Here is a 22,105-nt window from a genome sequence, read left to right on the forward strand (position 1 = left end):
TAACTCTCCATTCGCTCAACTAACCGGACTCAAATACTGCTTGTACAACAACGTCTCAAGCGCTACACCACCAAAGACCGCAAAAAGCGCCTCTTGCGAAGCAAAATAATGAATAATTTCATCGTCATCAAAATTAAGCTTGCCAAGCTTGGTACGTAAATTTTCATAGTGAACCGACTCTTGCCATTTTTTTTCAGGATCAGCAGCAACGCCCAACAGTTCATTGCCGGCAAAGCAATACTGCGCGAGCACTTTCATTTCGTTGGCCAGCGAACCGTGCGCAATAAGATAATAGTACTTTGAAAGCGTACGATAAAACGGAAAACGCTCAAAACAAACTTTAAACCAATTTAGGCAGTAACCAACAAAAACAAATTCGACATGGACATCTTTTATTGCACCAGAAAATTGCTCTTCAAACATATCTTTTATTGTCCAAATTAAATCTTCATCAAGAATAAAGATATAAAGCTTGGAACACTGATAACCATTATCGCGGAACAACTTAAAACTGCGCAAGCCCAAAAACGCCGACTGCTCGGTTGGTGCAAACATGAGCGCATCGGCCCCTTCTTCTTTTTTTTCAGGCAGCATAATGTGACGCTTGCCATACACAAATTCAAGAAATGCCTGTGCTTTTTCAAGCGAGCTGAAGCGATATCTGAGAGGCTTTCCTGTTTCGTAATCAAAAATAAACGAATGAAAATAGGGTTTTATAGCGTCGTAAACATCAAGAATGTTTTCTGAAGCGGGAACAATATCCATAAGTTTGAGTGCTTCTTGCAAAAAAGCGCTTGGCTTACCTTGCTGACTAAATAATGAAAGCTCTATTTTTGGTTTTTGCGCTACCAATTTTTGCAAGTCAAAACGGCCAAAGACCCGCTGAGATTGTAATTGTTCGGGTTGTTCGTGGGCAGAGTTTGCTGCGCAGAAGCAAGTGTAAAAGAGAAGTACTATTCTCAAAAAAATACTTTTTTTACTTTTCATAATTTTTCTTAATTTTTTATCTTTTTACAATCTCTGTTTTTTATTTTCCAACACATCTCGTTTTTTTCCAAAGGGGTATTGCGACCCCTTTGGGATGGCGCACTTGGGCTGGTTGCCCAAGACCCACTTGTCGCACCGAATCGCTGCAACCGCGCTTACGCGCTCTGTGTGCTCACGGTGCTTAGCAGTACGATTAATTATACTTTTCATGATTCTAATTCCTATTTCATTTTCAAATCCCGTTCTCCCTGAGGAACAACTCGCAGAGTTGTGTCTCGAAGGGCCCGCCCATCAACCCGAGGCACCCTTCGAGACGCTCTTCGAGCTCCTCAGGGAAAACGGGGAGGGGTAACATTTTTTCAAATTTCAGAGACACTTCGCAGCTCCCCCGATCGCCCTGAGGAGCGCTGCGCAAGCAGTGCGTCTCGAAGGGCCCGAGTACCCGACGTAGCATTAGCGAAGACGGGTGTCTCGAAGGGACTACAAAGAATCAATCATCGTGCGCATCTGATCAACCGTAAGCCATTCATTATTATTCCCGCTGTGATACTCAAAATCTGGCGCCACCGGACGCGCATTTTTATGCAATGAGCTAGTAGCACCCATTATTTTATATTCAGGCTCTATCACATAATAATCATCATATTCATACGTATGGCGCGCATCTTCGCTGGTTATCATCATTTCATGAATTTTCTCACCAGGCCGAATGCCAACATTGCGCAATGAAATTGCCGGCGCAATTGCCTGCACCAAATCGGTCACGCGCATTGATGGAATTTTTTTTACAAAAAGCTCGCCGCCTTCCATAATTTCAAACGCTTGCAAAACCATTTCTACCGCATCTTCAAGCTTAAGCCAAAAGCGCGTCATGCGCGTGTCGGTAATGGGCAACTCATGCGCGCCTGATTTAATTAAATGCTGAAAATAGGGAATTACCGAGCCACGACTACCGGCCACATTGCCATAGCGCACCACAGCAAAACGCGTTTTGTAAGCACCGCTGTACACATTGCCTGCAACAAAAAGCTTGTCTGAACAAAGCTTGGTAGCACCATACAAATTTATGGGCGCACAGGCTTTGTCCGTACTTAATGCAATAACTTTTTTAACCTTGCAGTCAATTGCCGCATCAATAACATTTTGCGCACCAAGAATATTAGTTTTTACTGCTTCAAAAGGGTTGTATTCGCACGACGGCACTTGCTTGAGAGCGGCAGCATGAACAACAATATCAATGCCGTCAAAGGCACGATACAAGCGCTCTTTGTCGCGCACATCACCAATAAAAAAACGTAATTTTTTATTGCCACGAAATTCAGGTCTGTTGGACATAATAAATTGTTTATATTCATCACGCGACAAAACTACGATGCGCTCTAGATTTGGATAACGTTGTAAAACAATTTCAATAAAAGCATTACCAAAAGAGCCTGTCCCGCCAGTTACCAACAATGAACGTGCCGATTTCATAACTTCCCTTCTCTCTTTTTTTTCATTCCTACTCACATGCGTTTTTCTGCCTGCGCTACAATATTATGCACCAATGTCGTTGGATTTTTATAAGCAGCGTACGCGGAAAAAAGACCCTCTTCAAGGCTTACGCGTGCTTGCCAACCAAGCTTGTTAATACGCGCGACATCAAGCAGCTTGCGCGGCGTGCCATCAGGCTTGGTGCTGTCCCAATGAATGGCACCTTTAAAACCTACAACTTTTTTTACTATCTGCGCCAAATCAGTAATTTGTATATCAACACCAGCACCAATATTTAACAGCTCACCAACATCGCGGTACGAATGATTTTGCATTAAAAATATGAGCGCTTGTGCTAAATCGTCCACATACAAAAATTCACGGTATGGCGTTCCACTTCCCCACAGGGTTACACCCGCTTTAGTAACGCCCAGCTGACCCAGCAAATCTACCCAGGTTGCCGCTTGCACTTCAAAGCCAACCGGATACATCAGCAAATCGCGCTCAACCTCTGCCATTTTACCCGCACTCAACAACTTGGCAAGATGAAACTTACGAATGAGAGCCGGTACCACATGCGATGTTTCCAAATTAAAATTGTCACCTGGTCCGTACAAATTGGTAGGCATAACCGAAAAAAAATTGGCACCATACTGCTCGTGATAATAACGACACAATTTTATGGCCGCAATTTTGGCAACGGCGTACGGCTCATTGGTTGGCTCAAGCGGGCCAGACAATAAATATTCTTCTTTGAGTGGTTGCGGTGCATATTTTGGATAAATGCACGAAGAGCCAAGATTGATTAATTTTTTAACACCAGAGCGATGCGCTGCATGAATAACGTTGGTAGCAATCGTCAGATTATCGTACAAAAATTCTGCTTTGTAGGTTTCGTTGGCAAGAATGCCGCCCACTTTGGCTGCTGCTAAAAAAACATATTCCGGCTGTTCTTGCTCAAAAAAAAGCTCTACCGCACTTTGTCTGCGTAAATCAAGCTCATAAACTGCACGTGTGACAATGTTGTGGTAACCCTTACCCTGCAACGTTTTAATGAGCGCTGAGCCAACAAGCCCAGCATGCCCGGCAACATAAATTTTTGAAGAATGCTGCATAAGTACCTATCCAACGGTATGTTGTTGAAATGAAACATTGTGCGTTGTGTACGAAAAATCTTTTTGTTTGCAGGCGGAAATACCCGCACCAACCGGTACAAGATCAGCAAATTTTAAATCATAGTCAACCATAATATTTACCAGCTCTTCAAACGAAACACGCGGCTGCCAACCTAAATTTTTTTGCGCTTTGCTAATGTCAGCTTGTAAAAAATCTACCTCGCACGGTCTAAAATAACGCGGGTCAATGTGGATTATTGCATCGCCCGTTTTAAAAAAGCGCGCCCAGGCACTCGTACAACTTTTAATTAAACCTTTTTGTAGCACGCCCTCGCCCCGCCACTCAAGCTCTAAACCGGCGTACGCAAAAGCCTTTTCAACAAATTCTTTAACAGAATGACTGCTTCCCGTGCCCACAACATAATCGTCTGGCTTACCGTCTTGCAGCATTAACCACATCATTTCAACATATTCTGGCGCAAAGCCCCAGTCGCGCTGTGCATCGAGATTGCCCAAATACAAAACGTGCTGCTTGCCCGCAAGCATGTTGGCTACCGCTCTGGTAATTTTGCGCGTTACAAATGTCTCGCCACGGCGCGGACTTTCGTGATTAAATAAAATGCCATTACAAGCAAACATATTGTACGAAGCACGATAATTAACGGTCATCCAATAACTATAAACTTTTGCAGCAGCATACGGACTTTGTGGTGCAAACGCCGTTGCTTCGTGCTGGGGCGGGCAGGCTGAGCCAAACATTTCTGATGATGATGCTTGGTAAAAACGTGCCGTGCTGCCACTGCGGCGCAGCGCTTCCAGCAAACGCGTGGTGCCAAGGCCGGTCACATTGCCCGTGTATTCTGGCATATCAAACGAAACTTTAACATGCGACTGAGCGCCCAAGTTGTACACTTCGTCGGGCTGAATTGAATAAATCAGTTGCGTAAGCACGCCGGCATCGCTTAAATCGCCATAATGCAAAAAAAGGCGGGGCTGCGCTTCATGCGGGTCTTGATAAATATGATCGATACGTTGTGTATTAAAACTTGAAGCGCGGCGAATGATGCCATGAACATGGTACCCTTTTGAAAGTAAAAACTCGGCCAGGTACGAACCGTCTTGACCGGTAATACCGGTAATCAATGCTTTCTTCATGAGCCTCTCCTTGCAGATGCATGGTTTTTGGTTGTTTCGAATGTAGCGCAATCGCACGGCGTTGTCCATGAGGCACAGATTGAAAAAATCTCATTTTTTTGAATGTCTTGAACTTTGCTGACTACTTTGAGTATTTTTTTGAAGTGGTTCTCATTTTTTTAAAAAATATCTTGAGAAGGAAAGCGGCAATGAAACGTCAAAGTATCTTTTTTTTGTTTTTTTTATCTATTGCTTCAAATGTGCAGGGCATGAGAGGTGGGCACCTGCCTCCGCCAGGCTTTCCAACGCCACCACCAAGACCAACTTCGCAACAATCAACTATGCCACCAGCTCGACCAACCTCTGTCTCTATGCCAACGTCCCCGGTACGCTCTGCCCAACCAATGAGCCCCGCTCATTCTCCAGCAAAATTCAGCACAGCTCCCCAACAACACCAATCAACTCCTTCCTCACCACAATCAAGACCAACGTCTTATCAAGCGCCAACCTATAAATTTCCCACCTGGAGAAACCCTATCGCGCTTTGGCAAGAGCGAAGAGCAACTTCGTACATGAAAAAACAAACCATAGATCCTAAATTTTCTACAGAAATGGAAAAACTCAAGGGCGCACCGGCAACAATACAAAAAAAAGGTCTTGAAGTTTTACAAGCAATCGAAAAAAATGAAGCTAGATTAGCAAAAATTAAACAAAACGAAGCTACGTTACTTCAAAAAATAAAAGATAACCCACGCTTGACTGAATACAAAAACAAACTTAATGATCGTATAACCAAATTCATCAATTATGTTGATGGTATAACCAATCCTTCTATTCCAAAAGATCAGCAACTTTCATATAAAGAACGAAATAAAACTTTACTTGATTTCGCAAGCGACAAAGATATTGCCATCATGAGAAAATATCAAAAAAACGATTTTTCTAGTGACGGATTTACCCGAGAAGAAAACTTTAAAATAAATAATTTAATCCAAAATTCACTCAATAAAGGCATTATTTCTAAAGAATTGCAAAAAGAACAGATGGAAGCTTCACGCATTAATCAACAAAAAAGATTCGCAGAAACTGAAGCAGCAAAATTGGCCGATCAACGCAAGCAACTATTTGGAAAACCCTCTGCTCAATAAATAAACTTAGTTAATATTAAACTATCTTGGGAAGGAAACGGTAATGAAACGTCCCAGTCTTTTATTGTTGTTTTTTTTATGCGTTGCTTCAAATGCACAGGGCATGAAATTTTTTAGACCATCTCCACCACCGCAAAATCCTGCATCAATGGAACCACAAAAACACTCATCACAACCACCAACGTCACGCCCTGCTCCACGGCCAGTAACACCACCACCAGCTCAAACCCCAAAAACCTGGTTGGACCGCTCGGTGCAATATCATGAACAACTAGCGAATATTAATAGAAAAGCTGCAACGGCTCCTTTTTGGAAAAAACCTTTCTATCAAACACAGGCATTTATTACCAAGCAAAAAATAAATTACGCAGGAAAACAAGCATTTGACAAAGCAATTAAAACTGGAAAAATTTCACCGCAAGAACTTACTGAACTCAAACAAGGCAACGCAACTAAAGATATGCAAGTAGCACGCTTTACAGCGCGGCAAGAATGGCAAAAAAATTTACAAAATATGCGCACTTTAAGCTTACAATCAGAAAAAGCACTCGATGCTGTACAAAAGGAAGGAAGCGTTTATTCACAAAAGGTGAGAGATAGGGCAGTACGAGCGGCAGAGGGTAAACTTTCTCCAGAAGAACAAAAACAAATTGGTACTTTATCAGCAGAAGAAACTGCGCTATTAAAAAAAGCGGCTACAAATATTAACCAAAAAATTGATCCAATGAAAGGTTTTAGTCCTGCAGAAATATCCGCTTGGGAAAAGATATCAGAAGTAAAACTGGGTAATGGCCTTAATGAGCAATTCAACACATTGCGACGAGAATCCTATAAGCTTTCAGACAAAGTTTTTGAAGCAGAAAGAATAGCAAGGGCTTCAGGAAAATCTTATGTAGCGCTATTCCCACAAGGTTCTCAAGTATCCACGCCAAAAATCACACAACCACAACCAGCTCCACATTCAACCATACCCACTACACCACCTTCACTTGCTTCACAGCCAGTAACACCAACTCCACCAGCAACAGCAGCACTCGCAAAAGAACAGCAAAGAAAAAAAGATGAAGAATATAACCAACGATTACTTGCAGAACAAAGCAAAATTCCACAAAAACTACAAAGATCACAAGAGCTTTTTCAACGAAATTATGAAGCCGAATTGCGCCAAAAAGCTGCCTCACGGCGAGAATTCGAAATGTTTAGCGCAAGGCAAACGGGAGATCCGAAATTAATTGCAAAAACTCAGGCAAAACACGACAAAGAAAGAGCAGCAGAACAACCAGCAATAGATCGAGCCAACGCCGAAATAGCAGCAGAAGCAGCGAGAAAAGCAGCAAAAAAACAGCCCGCTTCTACACTAGCACCAACACAACCGTAGCTTTAAATAACTTTACGCAGAAACAACGGGCGACGGTATTTGGTCGCCCGTAATTATTTGTCCACGGACCTGCATCACACACCCACCATCAACTTTATACACCACATCGCAACGCTCAATGGTGGACAAACGATGCGCAATAATAATTAATGTTTTGTTGCGATCAACTTGATAAATCTCGTCCATAATGTGTTCTTCGGTTTCGTTGTCTAGCGACGAGGTTGCCTCATCAAGCACCAGAACTTCAGGGTTGGCATAGAGCGCGCGCGCAATAGCAATGCGCTGCTTTTGCCCACCACTCACATTAATACCGCCCTCGCCAAGGCGCGTGTAAATGCCATCTTTGCTCATTAAAAAGTCGTACATACGCGCTTTTTTAAGCGCATCAATAATCATAGTTTCATCAAACGCCCGACCACACACCACATTTTCAGCCACCGTGCCATGAAACAAATAAACATCTTGCGGAATATAACCAATCTTGCGCCGCCAACATTTTAAATTTTCTTGCGTCAAGCGTACATCATCAACATAAACACCGCCTTTTTGCGGCACAAACAAGCCCATAATAATGTCGGCAATGGTGCTCTTGCCTGCGCCACTTTCGCCAACAAAACCAACACGTAAGCCTTTTTTTAAAACCAAGTTTACATGCTCAAGCACTTGTGCTTTGGGGCCATAAGAAAACGAGAGATTTTTAAGCGCAATAGCAGACTCAAAGACAATCTCTTTGTTGCCAAGCTCTTCATAATCATGATGTAAAAAATCATGCACCGGCTCCAAAACATGCTTATTAAACATCAACTGATTATAGCCTGTTACTAACTTGTTAATTGACGGTAAAAATCGATAAAAAGCAAGTGCATACATTGAAACCATAGGAATAACAAACTGCGCATCGTTATAACGATACACAACATACATAATGGCGCCAACCAATAACGAAAAACCTATAGTTTCTAAAATAAACCGCGGCAAAGCTTGCCATACAGCATTAACCGTATTGGCCCGCGCAAGACCTAATGTTGCGGTCGAAAAACGAGATTGAATAAGCTTATTGTTCGAAATAAGCTTTAGAAATTTAAAATTACAAAAAGAAGCAGTGTAAGAAACCGCCATTTGTTCAGAATATTTTTTACTTTCAAGTCCTGCTTGAGTAATTTTATGCGTAAAGGCTTTGAGGACAATAAGCACTTTAACAATAAGTACAACGCTCAACACCAGCGTCATCTTCCAATTCACATAAAAAAGCATGCTATAAATACAAACCACGGTAAAAATTTCTGCAAACATCATCAATAGGGTAGAAATTATCTGCGTAACATTCGACGAATATGCCAAGATAACCTGACTCATTGATGTTGAAGTTTTTTGCACAAAGTCACGATAGGTAAACTGCAAGTAACGCTCAAACAAACGACTAGCAAAATAGTGCTGGCGCATATGAGAAAATTTGTTGGTGTAATAAATATGAATAACGTTAAGACCCGCACGCAGAAGATAAAAAACCAATAGACTAAAGCCCAAAAATAACACCAACTCACTAGGCCGTGAAAAACCAAAAAGTGCCGAAAATTTGCCCAGAAAGCGACCCGTTAAAGCAGAGTTAAAATTAGTAGCAATAGAGATAAAAACCATTATTGCCGAAAGGCTTAATGTTTCAACAATAGAAACCAAAACCGAAGAAAGCAACAAAACAATAATAACTTTTTTGTCACGCCGCGTAAAAAGCTTACGTAAAACACCAAACAAAGAAACATTCATAGCAACTCTCCCACTCCTTTTCAAAAAGGACAAATTCGTTATGCTGTTTTTTAATAACCCCTCAGAGAAAGAGGATAGAATGGAGCATATCGCGTTCAAGAAAAAAAGAAAGGCAGCCTCATGAAAAGCCCATTGATCACGAATAAAAAAATTTTAGTAGCTGGCGGCGTGGGCTTTTTGGGCACCACGCTCTGCAAAAAACTGTTGGCAATGAACAATGAAGTGATTGCACTGGACAATCTTTACACCGGCCGACAAGACAATGTTACCTTGCTGCAAAACTACCCAGGTTTTAGTTTTATTAATCACGATATTATTGAGCCAATTGATATGTCTGCCGATCTCATTTTTAACTTGGCCTGCCCCGCTTCACCGCCGCATTACCAACGCGATCCAATTTTCACCACCAAAACAAGCGTGCTGGGCTCACTCAACCTACTCGAGCTTGCACGCAAAAACAACGCACGCATTTTGCAAGCTTCCACCAGCGAAGTGTATGGCGACCCTGAACAACACCCACAACCAGAAAACTACCGTGGCAGCGTAAACCCAATTGGTATTCGCGCGTGCTACGACGAAGGCAAGCGCTGCGCTGAATCGCTTTTTTTTGATTACAACCGCATGCACGGCGTTGCCATAAAAGTGGTACGCATTTTTAATACGTATGGCCCACACATGGACCCACAAGACGGCCGCGTGGTCAGCAATTTTATTATGCAAGCGCTTAACAACAAACCGCTCACAATGTACGGCACCGGCGCACAAACGCGTTCGTTTTGCTTTGTGGACGATTTGGTTGATGGCATAATTGCCATGATGGCAAGCCCGCAAGCCTTTACCGGCCCGGTTAATTTGGGCAACCCAACAGAATTTAATTTGCTTGAACTTGCCCAGATGATTATTGAGCTGACCGGCAGCACATCCAACCTTGTTTTTTTACCGCTACCGCAAGATGACCCGCAACAACGCAAGCCAGACATTTCTTTGGCGCAAGAAAAGCTTGGGTGGGTACCACGGGTGGCACTGCGGGAGGGGCTTGAAAAAACAATTCCGTATTTTGCACGATCCCTCGATACTTTTTCGCCCACCCTTCGTCCTTCGACAAGCTCAGGATGGGCGGGTGGGAAGCACAGCTATCTTGGAGTGGAGCCCTCAGTCCCAAGCTTGGCGAAGGAAACTCAGAACAAGCCAATCGAACATAAGGAAATTCAGAAAAACCTGTCTATCCTGTCCGTTCACCCTGACTCTTCGATAAACTCAGAGCTAAAGGCCAACTTGCCCTGCCCGGCGAAGCCTCGGCGAAGTCGGGTCGAAGGGTCTAACGAACGGGCGCAACAAGATGAGTAGCATCAACATCGCTATTGCCGCCGGCGGACGTTTTCACGCCTTTCAGCTCGCCAACCAACTTGCACAGCGCAACAGCCTGAAAAAACTTTTTACCTTTTATTACACAAAAAACGATCACGCACTGGTGCCCCCCCACCTCGTTTCAAACAACTTGTGGTGCCAGTTTATTGATACCTGCTTTTGCAGATTACGCTTGGCAAGCGTTATAAACCCATCAACATTTAACAACCTTAAAGATAATTTTTTTGACTACTGCATGAGTAAAGAAATACCGAAATTGGGCCAGCTTGATCTTTTTATTGGCTGGGCAAACTACACGCTTTACAGCGTGCCGGCCATAAAAAAAACCGGTGCAAAAATTATTATTGAATCAGGCTCGTGCCACATTATTGCACAAATGCGCATTCTGCAAAACGAGTATGCCAAGCACGGGCTCATGTTCCCGCCCATTAACCAGCGCGTTATTGAAAAAATGTTGGCAGAGTACGAGCAAGCAGACTACATCATGACGCTTTCAAACTTTGCCCGCCAAAGCTTTATTGAACAGGGAATAAAACCCGAAAAGGTTTTGTGCGTACCGTGCGGTATGGATGTTTCGTATTTTGCAGCACCGCAGCAAAAAAAAGACGCTGCAAAATTTCGCGTAATTTTTGTAGGTTTGACAGGCGTGCGCAAGGGCGTGCATTATTTGGTTGAAGCCTGGCAACGTTTGAACTTGCCTGCAAAATCAACTGAACTGTTGATTGTTGGCAATGTGCAAAAAGATTTAAAACAAGTACTTGCGGGCATGACAATTCCTGCCAACGTCAACTTTTGTGGCTCAACCACGCGTGAAACATTGCGTAATCTGTACCACAGCTCAGATCTATTTGTGCTGCCTTCACTTGAGGATGGGTTTGGTATGGTAATTGGCGAGGCCATGGCTGCCGGCCTGCCTGTTGTGTGCACCACAAGCACAGGAGCACCAGACATGATTACCGACGGTAAAGAAGGCTTTATGGTGCCGCCAGCAGACAGCGCAGCACTGGCAGAAAAAATTTTATACATTTATGAAAATGCCGACCAGCGATGCGCCATGGGCCAAGCAGGGCAAAAAACTATTCAAAACTTTACGTGGGATATTTATGGCGCTCGCGTTTTTGACATGTACCAAAAATTAATTTAATCGCTGTACAAAGATATTATTTCTCTATTTTACAAACCACTGCAGCAGGGGTAAAGATCTTATATAGTCATGAGACTCTTTAAGTATTATAGACTTTGCCAAATCCTCAACACTTAGTTTTTCTCTATCTAATAAAGGAAAACCTTCAACAGTTTTTGAAAAACAAACTATATGATTATTGATACACACAACAATAAACCACGTGCTTTCTAAATAAGCCTTCACCCGCCAAGGCCCAGACCCAAATAAATCTTGTACATCCGCAAAAGAAAGCTTGTGTAGCTTGTTATTCAAAAAATGTAGCCGCATACCATCATCATCAAGCGTTACAACATCATCAAAAAATTTATTCCTATCACGCGCAAAGAAGAGCGAATAGCCTTCAAAATCAAGTTTAAATTGAACGTTGTTAGCCTGCCAACCGGTACAATTAAAAAGGCAGTTGTCTCCATCTGAAAAAGCAATAACTTCATATTCTTGCATAGAGCTGTCTTGAGGAAAGAAAATGGTCATATTAAATTCGTTGCTCAAAAAAATAAAAAGACCATTTCGTTCTCGATATTCAATGACGTTATTCACACGAAACGTTTGTCCGGCTGGCGTGATAAAATCATAGTCAAAAGATCCCCTGAACAATGAACCAACACGTCTTACAAGAGGTTGAGTTATTTTGGTAAGATACTTACGCCATTGAAATGGCTGAGCTGGAACTTCTTGACTAGCAAGACAAAGATCAACTGCTTGATCAACTCGTAACGAAACTGTTTCTTGAGTAATCAAGTCATCATCAAAAAGTCCCCAGTCAGGCATAAAACCATCATCAAACTCTCTGGCCCCAGATGGAGGAGCTAGCTGTTGCTCACGCTGAAAATAAGCAGAATCTTTGCGCCAGTTGTGTTTGATACCCTTGCCGGTTTCAGAAGCAGCACACTGCAGATCAGCAAACGACAACAACAAAAAGAGCGCGTAAAAAAAAATCATATGGTAACCTTATTTTCAGGGTATTTTTTACTAAAAAACAATATTAAAAGTTTGAACGTGATGGACACTATAAACTCAATTTTGCTGGTAGGCAAGCAAAGTCAAACGGCTTATACCTACGCATCGTCATTTGAACGCGCTTTTCAAACCCTTGGTTATAACGTTGCTACATTCAACACCAAACACCATTTTGTTCCAAACTACAAACTGTTGACACCACTAAACAATTATTTGTGCAACCTCAAGCTGATTCGCGCAGTCAAACAACACAAGCCAGATCTTATCTTTTTTTTAAAAGCAGACACCATTACGTACAAAACACTGCGCACCATCAAGCAAATGTCACAAGCAAAACTGGTGCATTTTTACCCCGACAACCCCTTTTCGTTTTGGAACGGCAACTCAAATAAAAACGTCTTGCTTTCGCTACCACTTTTTGATGATTTTTTAATCTGGTCCAACATCCTCATACCAGCACTTGAAGCCGCTGGCGCTCAACACGTTTCTTACTTTCCTTTTGCGTACGACCAAACTATTTTTGAACAAGAAATAACGATTTCAGACCAGGAGCGCGCTAAATACGCTGCCGATGTCAGTTTTGTGGGCACGTGGGAGCCCGAACGGGCCTGGTGGCTCAAGCAACTGCATAAACGTATGCCACACATCAAACTAGCAATTTGGGGCAATGGTTGGCAGCACGAGCAATGCGGCCCACTGGGCGCGTGCATTAAAGGACCGGCGCTCTACCCGCCAGAAAGTCTCAAAGCTTTTCGCGCCAGCAGGATCAATCTTAATTTTATTAGAAAACAAAACATGACTTCGCACAACATGCGCACGTTTGAACTGCCAGCCAGCAAAAGCTTTATGCTCACGCAACGCAGCGTTGAGCAGGCTCATGCGCTTTTTGAAGAAAACCAATCAATTGTTTGTTTTGAAACAATTGATGAATTGGTAGAAAAGATAACCTTTTATTTATCGCACGAAGCTGCGCGCCAAGCAGTTATTGAATCTGCTTTTGTCCGAGCGCAGCGCTACCGGCTATCACAATCGATCAGCGAGTATTTGCTCAAGCTCGGCAAGAGAAAACCGCAGCCATAGTAAACTATCTTTGATAATACACAACCCCTGCCCATCTTCATCTTCGATAACCTCAACAGTAAGAACGCCAGGATAATCATCAGGAATGTCCACATCTTTCAAAGTAATCAAACCAATTGCAAGACGAGCATAAATAAGAAGTTTGCCAGGCTTGTAAAAAACAGTCCACTTACCATCTTCTGAGTTAAGTTGCTGCTCTAAACCCCGCGGACTTGGATCTTTTTGAAAAGCTAAACGTTTTTTTCTCGAAGGTCCAAACAATTTTTTAAACGGCATAACAAAAGACGCTGCACAAGAAGCTTGCGAAAAAAGAGAAGCAAAAAACAAAAATAACAAGAACTTTTTCATACGTATCAAACTACTCGCTTGCGTAACTCTTCTTCAAGCTCATCCCAAGAAAAAGAGATCCACAAGTCTTGGTCTTTATAAAGCTCTAAGACTTCTAGTCCAACGGCATTGCAGCGCCTAACAAGCACCAAATCCCCCGGTTTTGTATCAGCAGGAAGTTGGATTTTTTTCAAGAGATGACTATTCATACCAGAGGCATCTGCAGCAAAAAAAACAAAAAGATGCCCATGCCCAATAGAAATAGACCATCTTAAATCTTGGTCAAGATAGATACAGTCTTCCCACACATACGGCTGAACAGGATGTTTTTTATGAGAAGGCGTCGGCAGCAAAGTGCCTTGTGCCTGAGTCTTCATAATAGCCAAGAGTTTCTGTTTTGATATCTGATAGCAACAGAGGCTATCAACTATAACATACAGCATCTCAACACCATCTTCCTGTCCCTGTTCCAACTGCAACACAGCAGGACGCCCTTCACCAACGCCCTCAACTTTATGTGTCAGCATGGGACCATAAAAATCAATTCCCTTCTCAAAATACATTATCACAAGCGTTGTACCACTTAAACTGACACACCAGTGTCGATCTTGTGAATAAACAGTTTCCCCGCGGGGACTTATGCGAATAGCAGAATCTGATTTACTTCTCAGTGAGTTTTGTTGTTGCTTTTTTTTCGCCATAAAAGAAAAAAGTTTATCTACCGAAAAGGACTTGGGTATCTTCCCATTATCCGCAGCAGCAAAAAGAAATCCATTAGCACAACAAAACAACAACAGCAGCAAACATACTTTTTTCATGGCATTTACTTCGCAATACATTATATAAAATGGTTAAATCAAAAAGAAACGGGACGAGACCATAACCTATTCATACATTTTTTGCAACACCACACGCACATAATTTAAAGCAATAAAAGGTAGAACAGCGACAATAACCATCGACTGCGGGCCCTTCCAGGCAAACAAAAATGCCGCAAACGTGGCCAGCAACAAAATGCAGGAAGCGCGCACTACACGCTCACGCGGCGCACCATGCAGGCCAACAAAACCAGCCGGCGAGTAGACCGTTTGCAGGCAACCAACAACAAGAAGCCACAAAAAAAGCGTTGCATACAAAAAATGGCCATAAATATACTGCAGCCAGTCAATCTCGAGCAAAAACATGCACGCACCGCCCAGCAAAAAGCAATGTACTGCCAGCATGAAAGACTGTTCAGTTTTCTTAGTTTTGATCGCCACAACAACATAGATAAACGACAAAACCCCGCCCATCACAAACGCTTTCTGCCAACTACCCCACAAGCGGACCGACCATACAAAAACAGCAAGCGGCAGAAAAGTCAGTAAAAGCACTAAGCGATCATTATAAAATTTCTTAATCATGCTGATTTCCTATAAAAAATCTCAAAAATAATAAAAACTATCTATCTTTTAATATTTGTACCAAACCGACACAAACTTGTAAAAATAATCTTTTCGTTGTATCTATTTCTTATGAAGAAACCAAAAATTGCAATCATAACGCTGCGCAATCAGTACAAATATGGCGGTACGCACGCCAGCCAGCGGGCAGTGTTTAACTTTTGCAAGATATACTTTGAACCAACGCTTTTTTTCTTAAGCTTTGAAAAGGATATTTCGGCACATCTGCGCCCATTCAAAATGAGCTCGCGCAACAGAGCAGGTATCCACAACGGCATGCCGTGTGTAGAAATTGGTGCCCGCTGGGCTTTTTTGGAACCCGCGCACTACGCAGCAACGCTTGAACAATGGCAAGAAGCCCTGCAGGACTACGATTATTTCTTTGTCGTGAGTGGCACGCCAATTGCCGCACACCACTTAGCGCTCATGAACAAGCGCTTTGTTTTGTGGCCTGCCTCAACCTACCAACACGACCGCCAGCAACGCGCAGAAAAAATGCGGGGCTTAAGAAAGGTTATTGATCGCTTGGCCCAGCCCTGGATGCTTGCCATTGAGCGCTTGGTTTTGAAAAAAGTTTCGTTTGTGTGGCCGTTAAGCTCGTACACTCACCAGCTCATTAAAGACGTTGTGCCCAACTTTAATCGGCCTTATGCCGTGTGCGGCTTTCCTATCGACTACCAGCCGGCAGCACCAGGCACACCAACCAACGAAAAAATTATTATAGCCATTGGCCGCTTTAGCGACCCACGCAAAAATCCACGCATGCTTTTTCGAGCTTTTGAAAAAATTTATCAAGAGTGCCCCGACGCACAACTTTTTATTATTGGCAGCGAGCCGCATCCCTTTGACACGCTGCCATTTGTAAACAATCCATCGTTCAAAAATATTATTTTTACGGGCGAACTTGACCGCACCAGTTTGCTTGCTTTTTACCAACGCGCAACGCTCATGCTCATCTCATCGTACCAAGAAGGTTTAAACATTGCCGGCCTTGAAGCACTGGCTCACGGCGTGCCTGTCATTTCAACTGATTGCGGTGGCATTCGTGATTATGTGATCAACGACAAAACGGGGTATGTGGTAGAACTTGACGATGATACAGCAATGGCAGAAAAGACAAGCATGCTACTGAAAGACAATAAAAAAATTGAAATACTCAAAAGTGCGATCAGCACCTTTATGAAAAATAACTTCTCACTTGAACAAATTCATGCCATATTTAAAAGAGGCTTGCTTTGCGCTTATCCTGAGTTAAAGCCATGGTTTGAAAGGGTAGAGAAGGTGAATCATGAAGATACTCGTCATCAGCCACACGTACATTACACAAATCAACCGCGATAAGTGGAAAATTTTTGCACAAGATTATCCAAACATGTCGCTCACGGTTGTTTTCCCGCGCTCATGGCCGGGTTCTTTGTACCATCATCACGCAGAAAATTTAGAAAAAGAGCAATTAAAAAATTGTAAGTTTGTTGCACTCAAAGCCTTTGGAACTGGTAATGAAGTGCGCTATGGGTACTACCCAAGCGGCTTGGTAACCATTATGCGCACCTTTAAGCCCGACATAATTCATGTTGAACAAGGCGACAACGCACTCAGCCTTTTCCAAAGTATTATTTTTGCAAAATTGTTTTGCCGAAAAGCAAAATTATCATTCTTTACCTGGGTAAACTGGCACCACAAATTTTCTCTCAAGTACCGCATGTTTTGGGGCTGGATAGAAAAATTTAACCGCTTCTTTACGCACGGAGCTATTGCCGGCAACCAAGATGCAAAACAACTATTGGCAGAAAAAGGCTTTACCAAAACAACAACCGTGTGTCCACAGCTAGGCATAAACCTAAAAACATTTAAGCCGGCACACGTTGAACACCACCGCCACCGCTACATTGGCTACATTGGCAGAATTGTTGAAGAAAAAGGCGTTATGCTGCTGGCACAAGCGTTTCATTCGCTGCACACACTGTTTCCTGACTGGCGATTAATTTTTATTGGCACAGGACCTTTTGAAAAGCAACTCATCGATTACGTAATTACCCACAAATTAATTGATGTGGTTGAATTTCGGGACCCAATAACACACGATAAAGTGCCCAACGCACTGTCGTTTATTGATATTTTAGTACTGCCATCGTACGACACCAATCGTTGGAAAGAACAATTTGGGCACGTTTTAATTGAAGCCATGGCATGCAAAGTTCCGGTTCTTGCAAGTTCTGCCGGCGAGATTCCCAACGTAGTAGCACAAGCTGGCTTGATATTTGAACAACGTAACGAACAATCATTAACAACATATTTACACACACTCATGAGCGACGCGCACCTGCGCAACCAACTCGGAGAAAAAGGATATCAACGAGTAAAAAATCACTATTCGCATCAAGCAATTGCCAAAGCAACGCATGACTTTTGGCAATCTCTTTAAAAAAAAGGAGAGAGACTGTGAAGATTACTGTTATTGGTGCCGGGTACGTAGGCCTGGTCACCGCCGCGTGCTTTGCGCAAAAAGACAACCAAGTCACGATTGTTGAAAACAATCAAGCAAAAATCGCCGCACTCCTGCAAGGCATTGTTCCATTTTATGAACCTGGCTTAGACCAATTGGTTGCCGCAGGTATTGCTGATAAAAAAATCAGCTTTGTTGCTGACGTTGAACAAGCGCTTAAAAACAATCAACCGGATGTTATTTTTTCCTGCGTTGGCACGCCATCACGCGAAGACGGCTCTGCCGATCTTTCATTTGTATGGCAAGTAGCACAAGAAATTGGCCAAGAAATTAATGGGTACACACTCGTTGTTAACAAATCAACAGTACCGGTGGGTACGGCAGAAAATGTTAAAGCAATTATTCAAGAACAGCTACGCTTGCGCTCTGCCAACATTTTTTTTGATGTGGCTTCTAACCCAGAGTTTTTAAAAGAAGGCGATGCACTGAGCGACTTTATGCACCCTGACCGTGTAGTAATTGGCGTTGATTCAGAAAAAGCGGCCCAGATTTTGGCCAAACTGTACCAACCCTTTTTAAAAAATCCTGATGAACAACTGGTCTGCATGGATATCCCTTCAGCAGAACTAACCAAATATGCTTCAAACGCCATGCTAGCAACACGCATTAGTTTTATGAACCAGCTAGCACTCTTGGCCGACAAAGTGGGCGCTGACATTGAAGATGTAAAAAAAGGTATGGCACTGGACCAACGCATTGGCAAACATTTTCTTAACGCTGGCATTGGTTACGGCGGTAGCTGCTTTCCCAAAGATGTTAAAGCCCTTATTCACACCGGCAAAGAGCACCACCTGCCCATGACCTTAATTCAAGAAGTTGATGCGGTAAATATGCAACAGCGCCAACTTTTTTTTAATAAAATAATCGACTTTTATGGCGATACCATTGTCAATAAACAAGTCGGCATTTGGGGCCTGGCTTTTAAACCGGAAACGGATGACATTCGCTACGCACCAGCTATCGACATTATTGCTCAGCTGATTACCCACGGCGCACAAGTAATTGCGTACGACCCAGTTGCTACCAGTAACATGCAACAACTTTTCAAAAATACCGTTACTTTTGCACAATCGGCAGAAGAAGTAGTTAAAGCAGCGGACTTTTTAATTATTCTAACCGAATGGCAGGAGTTTAAAACCTACGATATCACCAAGCTTGCCCAACTCAAAGACCAAGTAATCTTTGATGGCCGCAACTGCTTTGACCCAGAACTGATGCACGAGCAAGGCTTTTGTTATATCAACGTTGGCCGCAATGTGCACCATCAACAAACAAAGAAATTGTTTTCACCAAAAAAACAAGCACGTACGTGCCAACCACCATGCCAAGCAGCGTGAAAAAAAAGATCTTATTTGTTCATCACGGCAAAGGGCTGGGCGGGGCACCGCTCAGCCTCCTTTACTTGGTCAAGGGACTAGATCCTGAAAAATACCAAGCCGAGGTTCTTTTTTTACACAACTCCGATGCACTCAAACTTTTCCAAGAGCACGGCATCACGTGCCACGGCCCAGTCAACCGACACGACTTTGCTCATACAAAAATTTGGTGGTTCCGGTGGTACCACGCCATCTCACTGGCACGAGCGTGTCTGGACACCCTTAAAACAGTACACTCAATTGCCCGCCATTGGCTGGAAAAGATTCAACCCGACCTGGTACACTTGAACACCAGCTCGCTGATAGCCTGGGGCAAAATTGCCCACAAAATGAACATCCCAGTTGTCTGGCACATCCGTGAACCACTAGCGCCTGGATACCTAGGCGCACGCAGAGCTCTGATCAAGCGCAGCGTTGAACACTATGCAGCGGCAATTGTACCCATTTGTACTAACGACGCCCTGCCCTGGCACCACAACCCCAAAACGCATGTTGTGTACAACGCTGTTAACCAAACCGTATTTGATGCCAACCTAAACCCACATTCTTTTTTGGAATATCACCAGCTCGATACCTATTCACCAAAAATTTTATTTGTGGGTGGCCTTTCGCAAGAAAAAGGAACCTTGGTTTTATTAAAGATATTTGAAAAAATTTTAGTACACGTGCCACAGGCCCAACTCTTGATTGCTGGGTACTTCGATGTACAAACGCTTGGGACTATGAACCCAAAACGCTTCATGCCATACGGGCAATTTAACCACGCCGTCAGCACGCAATTAAAAAAAGTTAAACAATCGGTTCATCTTTTGGGCGCTATCAAAACAGTACCAGCTGCCATGGCGGCGGCCAACGTTATTGTTTTTCCTGCAACAGTTGGCCACTTTGCTCGGCCAATTATTGAAGCCGGTTTTATGAAAAAGCCAGTTGTTGCTTCTCAACTTGCTCCACTGGACGAGCTGGTAATTCATGAAAAAACGGGATACTTAATTGCACCTGAAAACCTTGAGGAGTGGGCCAGCAAAATCAGCCTACTGCTCCTCAATAAAAATAAACAAAAAACTATGGGACAAGCAGGATTTGATTTTTGTTCGCAAACATTTAGCCTGCCCAGCCAAATTACCAAAATTCAAAAAATTTATACCCAGCTTTTAAAGGAATAATAATGTCAGAGCACAATACCACCAAAGAATCGGTTGCGCGCTATTGGAACCAGGCAAGCTGCGGCACCGAGTTTATTAAAGAAATAAAACATTCACGCGAATATTTTGAAGCAATCGAACAGTTTCGCTACAACATTGAGCCGGAAATATTTGCCTTTGCACAGTTTACGCGCTTTCACGGCAAAAAAGTACTTGAGGTTGGCGTTGGGGCTGGAACCGACTTTGTGCAGTGGGTGCGCGCAGGCGCTCATGCGTACGGCGTAGATTTAACACACGAAGCGGTTACCAACGTTTTGCATCGCTTGGCAACCTACAACTTGGCCGCCTGCGATGTACAGGTTTCCGATGCTGAAAAGCTCAACTTTGCCAACAACAGTTTTGATTTGGTCTACTCGTGGGGCGTTATTCACCACTCGCCAGACCCGGTCCAATGTTTACGTGAAATTGTACGCGTAACAAAACCAGGGGGCAGCATAAAAATTATGGTTTACAACCGTCGCTCTCTTTTTGCTTTTTATCAATATTTGCAGCACGGTCTGCTGCGTGGCAAGCCCTTTGCTAGCATGAAAAAAATATTGGCACAGCACCAAGAAAGCCCAGGGACCCAGGCTTATACGTTTAAAGAAATTAAAAATATCTTAAACGCTTTCCCGGTACGCATTAACAAGCTCCAGGCATGCACCACCAGCCACGACCTGTTGTACTACAAAAAAAATACGTTTATCAAGGCCTGCGCTTATGTTGCCGCTTGCTTGAGCGGCTGGGACCGACGCGGCTGGTTTATGACACTAGATCTTACCAAAAAAGAAGATTAAAACGTTATCATCTTTTGTATCTTCAAAATCATGGTCTCAGCATTTTTTTCGTTATTGTAACGGGCTTCATAACGGTTCACCAACCAGCCAAGGCCATTAAAAAAACCGTTGATCAGCGGTAACAATGGATACGAAATAATTTTATACAGCCAGCGCAACCAACCTGGCACTTTTTTAGAATGGAGTAGCTTGGCATCCAGACGGGCAACCGGATAGTAAAAACGATTATAAACTTTGGCTTTCAACTGATGGCACTCAAACCACCCTTCAACAATTTCAAGATTATGCTTGGCAAGTAATGTTTTTACCTCTTCAAATGAATAATGCTTATAGTGCCCGTACGGCTGGTGCTGATACCACCGCGGACTCTTTTCAGCCGGGCCCTGAACCACAAAGTTGGGCGTTGTTAAAAAGATAACACCGTCACTGGCCAAAACCTTGGGCAAAGCACTTAAAAAGTTATCTACATCGTCCAACGGAATATGCTCAAAAACTTCGGCTAGCAAAATAAAGTCAAAAGGTTTTTCTTGCTCGAGCGCTGGCACTAGGTCTTGCAACAAGCCCTCGCGCAACATGACGTTGGGGCAAGCCTGGCGCACACGGTCCCAACTCTGCTTGTTGCCTTGAACCTCAATAGCAACACCCTGCTTAAAAAACTCGGCCAGTAACCTGGTCAGCCGCCCGTCACCGGCTCCCACATCTAAAAACCGACCACGCTTAGCCCCAAAAATAACCTTTTCAAGTTGCCCAAGCCAAAACCTAACGGCATAGTCGGGCAGGCGGTTTGAAAAGCCCGTATGGATTTGACCTTGCTTGTACAATGAAGTATAACGGTTATACAGCATAAACACTCCCCTTTTTGGTTGGTTTTCAGGCCTAATGACGA

Annotated in this window: 20 protein-coding genes; 10 read left to right on the forward strand and 10 right to left on the reverse strand. The window is 43.2% G+C overall.

The window, feature by feature from the left end; all coding sequences use genetic code 11:
* Positions 1–15 precede the first annotated feature (15 nt).
* The 4 genes from K2W90_05205 to gmd form a co-directional block, all read right to left on the reverse strand.
* A complete protein-coding gene (locus tag K2W90_05205) occupies positions 16–987 on the reverse strand; it encodes a hypothetical protein (GenBank protein MBY0353735.1) in 972 nt (323 codons plus the stop codon).
* A 480-nt stretch (positions 988–1,467) separates the two neighbouring features.
* Positions 1,468–2,460, reverse strand: coding sequence for a UDP-N-acetylglucosamine 4,6-dehydratase (inverting) (gene pseB, locus K2W90_05210; GenBank protein MBY0353736.1), 993 nt, complete (start codon positions 2,458–2,460; stop codon positions 1,468–1,470).
* Positions 2,461–2,492: 32 nt separating this feature from the next.
* Positions 2,493–3,575 carry a GDP-L-fucose synthase gene (locus K2W90_05215; GenBank protein MBY0353737.1) on the reverse strand — a complete coding sequence of 361 codons (1,083 nt, stop codon included), beginning with the start codon at positions 3,573–3,575 and terminating at the stop codon, positions 2,493–2,495.
* Between the two features lie 6 nt (positions 3,576–3,581).
* Positions 3,582–4,730, reverse strand: a complete 1,149-nt coding sequence (gmd, locus tag K2W90_05220; protein MBY0353738.1) for a GDP-mannose 4,6-dehydratase — start codon at positions 4,728–4,730, stop codon at positions 3,582–3,584.
* Between the two features lie 188 nt (positions 4,731–4,918).
* On the opposite strand from gmd, the gene K2W90_05225 reads away from it, so the two are divergent.
* Positions 4,919–5,857 (forward strand): hypothetical protein, encoded by a 939-nt coding sequence (locus tag K2W90_05225; protein ID MBY0353739.1) that lies wholly within the window; start codon positions 4,919–4,921, stop codon positions 5,855–5,857.
* A 43-nt stretch (positions 5,858–5,900) separates the two neighbouring features.
* The gene (locus K2W90_05230; protein MBY0353740.1) at positions 5,901–7,235 is read left to right on the forward strand and encodes a hypothetical protein; all 1,335 of its coding nucleotides are present in this window, start codon (positions 5,901–5,903) and stop codon (positions 7,233–7,235) included.
* Positions 7,236–7,247: 12 nt separating this feature from the next.
* Here K2W90_05230 and K2W90_05235 read toward each other — a convergent pair whose 3' ends face one another.
* On the reverse strand, positions 7,248–8,999 hold the full coding sequence (locus K2W90_05235) for an ABC transporter ATP-binding protein (protein MBY0353741.1): 1,752 nt from the start codon (positions 8,997–8,999) through the stop codon (positions 7,248–7,250).
* Positions 9,000–9,119: 120 nt separating this feature from the next.
* Here K2W90_05235 and K2W90_05240 point away from each other — a divergent pair, with 120 nt between their 5' ends.
* Both K2W90_05240 and K2W90_05245 read left to right on the forward strand, forming a co-directional pair.
* Complete coding sequence (locus K2W90_05240) at positions 9,120–10,346, forward strand: SDR family oxidoreductase (GenBank protein ID MBY0353742.1); 1,227 nt, start codon at positions 9,120–9,122, stop codon at positions 10,344–10,346.
* Entirely contained in the window at positions 10,339–11,511 is a 1,173-nt protein-coding gene (locus tag K2W90_05245; protein ID MBY0353743.1) for a glycosyltransferase family 4 protein, read from the forward strand. Before K2W90_05240 ends, K2W90_05245 begins: the two co-directional genes overlap by 8 nt.
* A 24-nt stretch (positions 11,512–11,535) precedes the next feature.
* On the opposite strand, the gene K2W90_05250 is transcribed toward K2W90_05245, so the two are convergent.
* Positions 11,536–12,492 carry a hypothetical protein gene (locus tag K2W90_05250; protein MBY0353744.1) on the reverse strand — a complete coding sequence of 319 codons (957 nt, stop codon included), beginning with the start codon at positions 12,490–12,492 and terminating at the stop codon, positions 11,536–11,538.
* On the opposite strand from K2W90_05250, the gene K2W90_05255 reads away from it, so the two are divergent.
* Positions 12,493–13,590: a glycosyltransferase gene (locus tag K2W90_05255; GenBank protein ID MBY0353745.1), complete on the forward strand. Its 1,098-nt coding sequence runs from the start codon at positions 12,493–12,495 to the stop codon at positions 13,588–13,590.
* On the opposite strand, the gene K2W90_05260 is transcribed toward K2W90_05255, so the two are convergent.
* From K2W90_05260 to K2W90_05270, 3 genes are all read right to left on the reverse strand, one after another.
* Complete coding sequence (locus K2W90_05260) at positions 13,534–13,938, reverse strand: hypothetical protein (GenBank protein MBY0353746.1); 405 nt, start codon at positions 13,936–13,938, stop codon at positions 13,534–13,536. The two genes, K2W90_05255 and K2W90_05260, sit on opposite strands and share 57 nt — an antisense overlap.
* A gap of 5 nt (positions 13,939–13,943) precedes the next feature.
* Positions 13,944–14,735 (reverse strand): hypothetical protein, encoded by a 792-nt coding sequence (locus K2W90_05265; GenBank protein ID MBY0353747.1) that lies wholly within the window; start codon positions 14,733–14,735, stop codon positions 13,944–13,946.
* Between the two features lie 66 nt (positions 14,736–14,801).
* Positions 14,802–15,320, reverse strand: coding sequence for a hypothetical protein (locus K2W90_05270; protein ID MBY0353748.1), 519 nt, complete (start codon positions 15,318–15,320; stop codon positions 14,802–14,804).
* A gap of 111 nt (positions 15,321–15,431) precedes the next feature.
* Here K2W90_05270 and K2W90_05275 point away from each other — a divergent pair, with 111 nt between their 5' ends.
* The 5 genes from K2W90_05275 to K2W90_05295 are packed head-to-tail and all read left to right on the forward strand — an operon-like array spanning position 15,432 to position 21,219.
* Positions 15,432–16,700, forward strand: a complete 1,269-nt coding sequence (locus K2W90_05275; GenBank protein ID MBY0353749.1) for a glycosyltransferase — start codon at positions 15,432–15,434, stop codon at positions 16,698–16,700.
* Positions 16,648–17,784: a glycosyltransferase family 4 protein gene (locus K2W90_05280; protein ID MBY0353750.1), complete on the forward strand. Its 1,137-nt coding sequence runs from the start codon at positions 16,648–16,650 to the stop codon at positions 17,782–17,784. The genes K2W90_05275 and K2W90_05280 overlap by 53 nt, the downstream gene beginning before the upstream one ends.
* 17 nt (positions 17,785–17,801) lie before the next feature.
* A complete protein-coding gene (locus tag K2W90_05285) occupies positions 17,802–19,202 on the forward strand; it encodes a UDP-glucose/GDP-mannose dehydrogenase family protein (protein ID MBY0353751.1) in 1,401 nt (466 codons plus the stop codon).
* Positions 19,175–20,404, forward strand: coding sequence for a glycosyltransferase family 4 protein (locus K2W90_05290; GenBank protein MBY0353752.1), 1,230 nt, complete (start codon positions 19,175–19,177; stop codon positions 20,402–20,404). The genes K2W90_05285 and K2W90_05290 overlap by 28 nt, the downstream gene beginning before the upstream one ends.
* Positions 20,405–20,406: 2 nt before the next feature.
* Positions 20,407–21,219, forward strand: a complete 813-nt coding sequence (locus K2W90_05295) for a class I SAM-dependent methyltransferase (protein ID MBY0353753.1) — start codon at positions 20,407–20,409, stop codon at positions 21,217–21,219.
* Here K2W90_05295 and K2W90_05300 read toward each other — a convergent pair.
* Positions 21,216–22,064 (reverse strand): class I SAM-dependent methyltransferase, encoded by an 849-nt coding sequence (locus K2W90_05300; protein ID MBY0353754.1) that lies wholly within the window; start codon positions 22,062–22,064, stop codon positions 21,216–21,218. The genes K2W90_05295 and K2W90_05300 overlap by 4 nt on opposite strands.
* Positions 22,065–22,105 lie beyond the last annotated feature (41 nt).

It is taken from the genome of Candidatus Babeliales bacterium (assembly GCA_019749895.1).
Lineage (GTDB): Bacteria > Babelota > Babeliae > Babelales > RVW-14 > AaIE-18.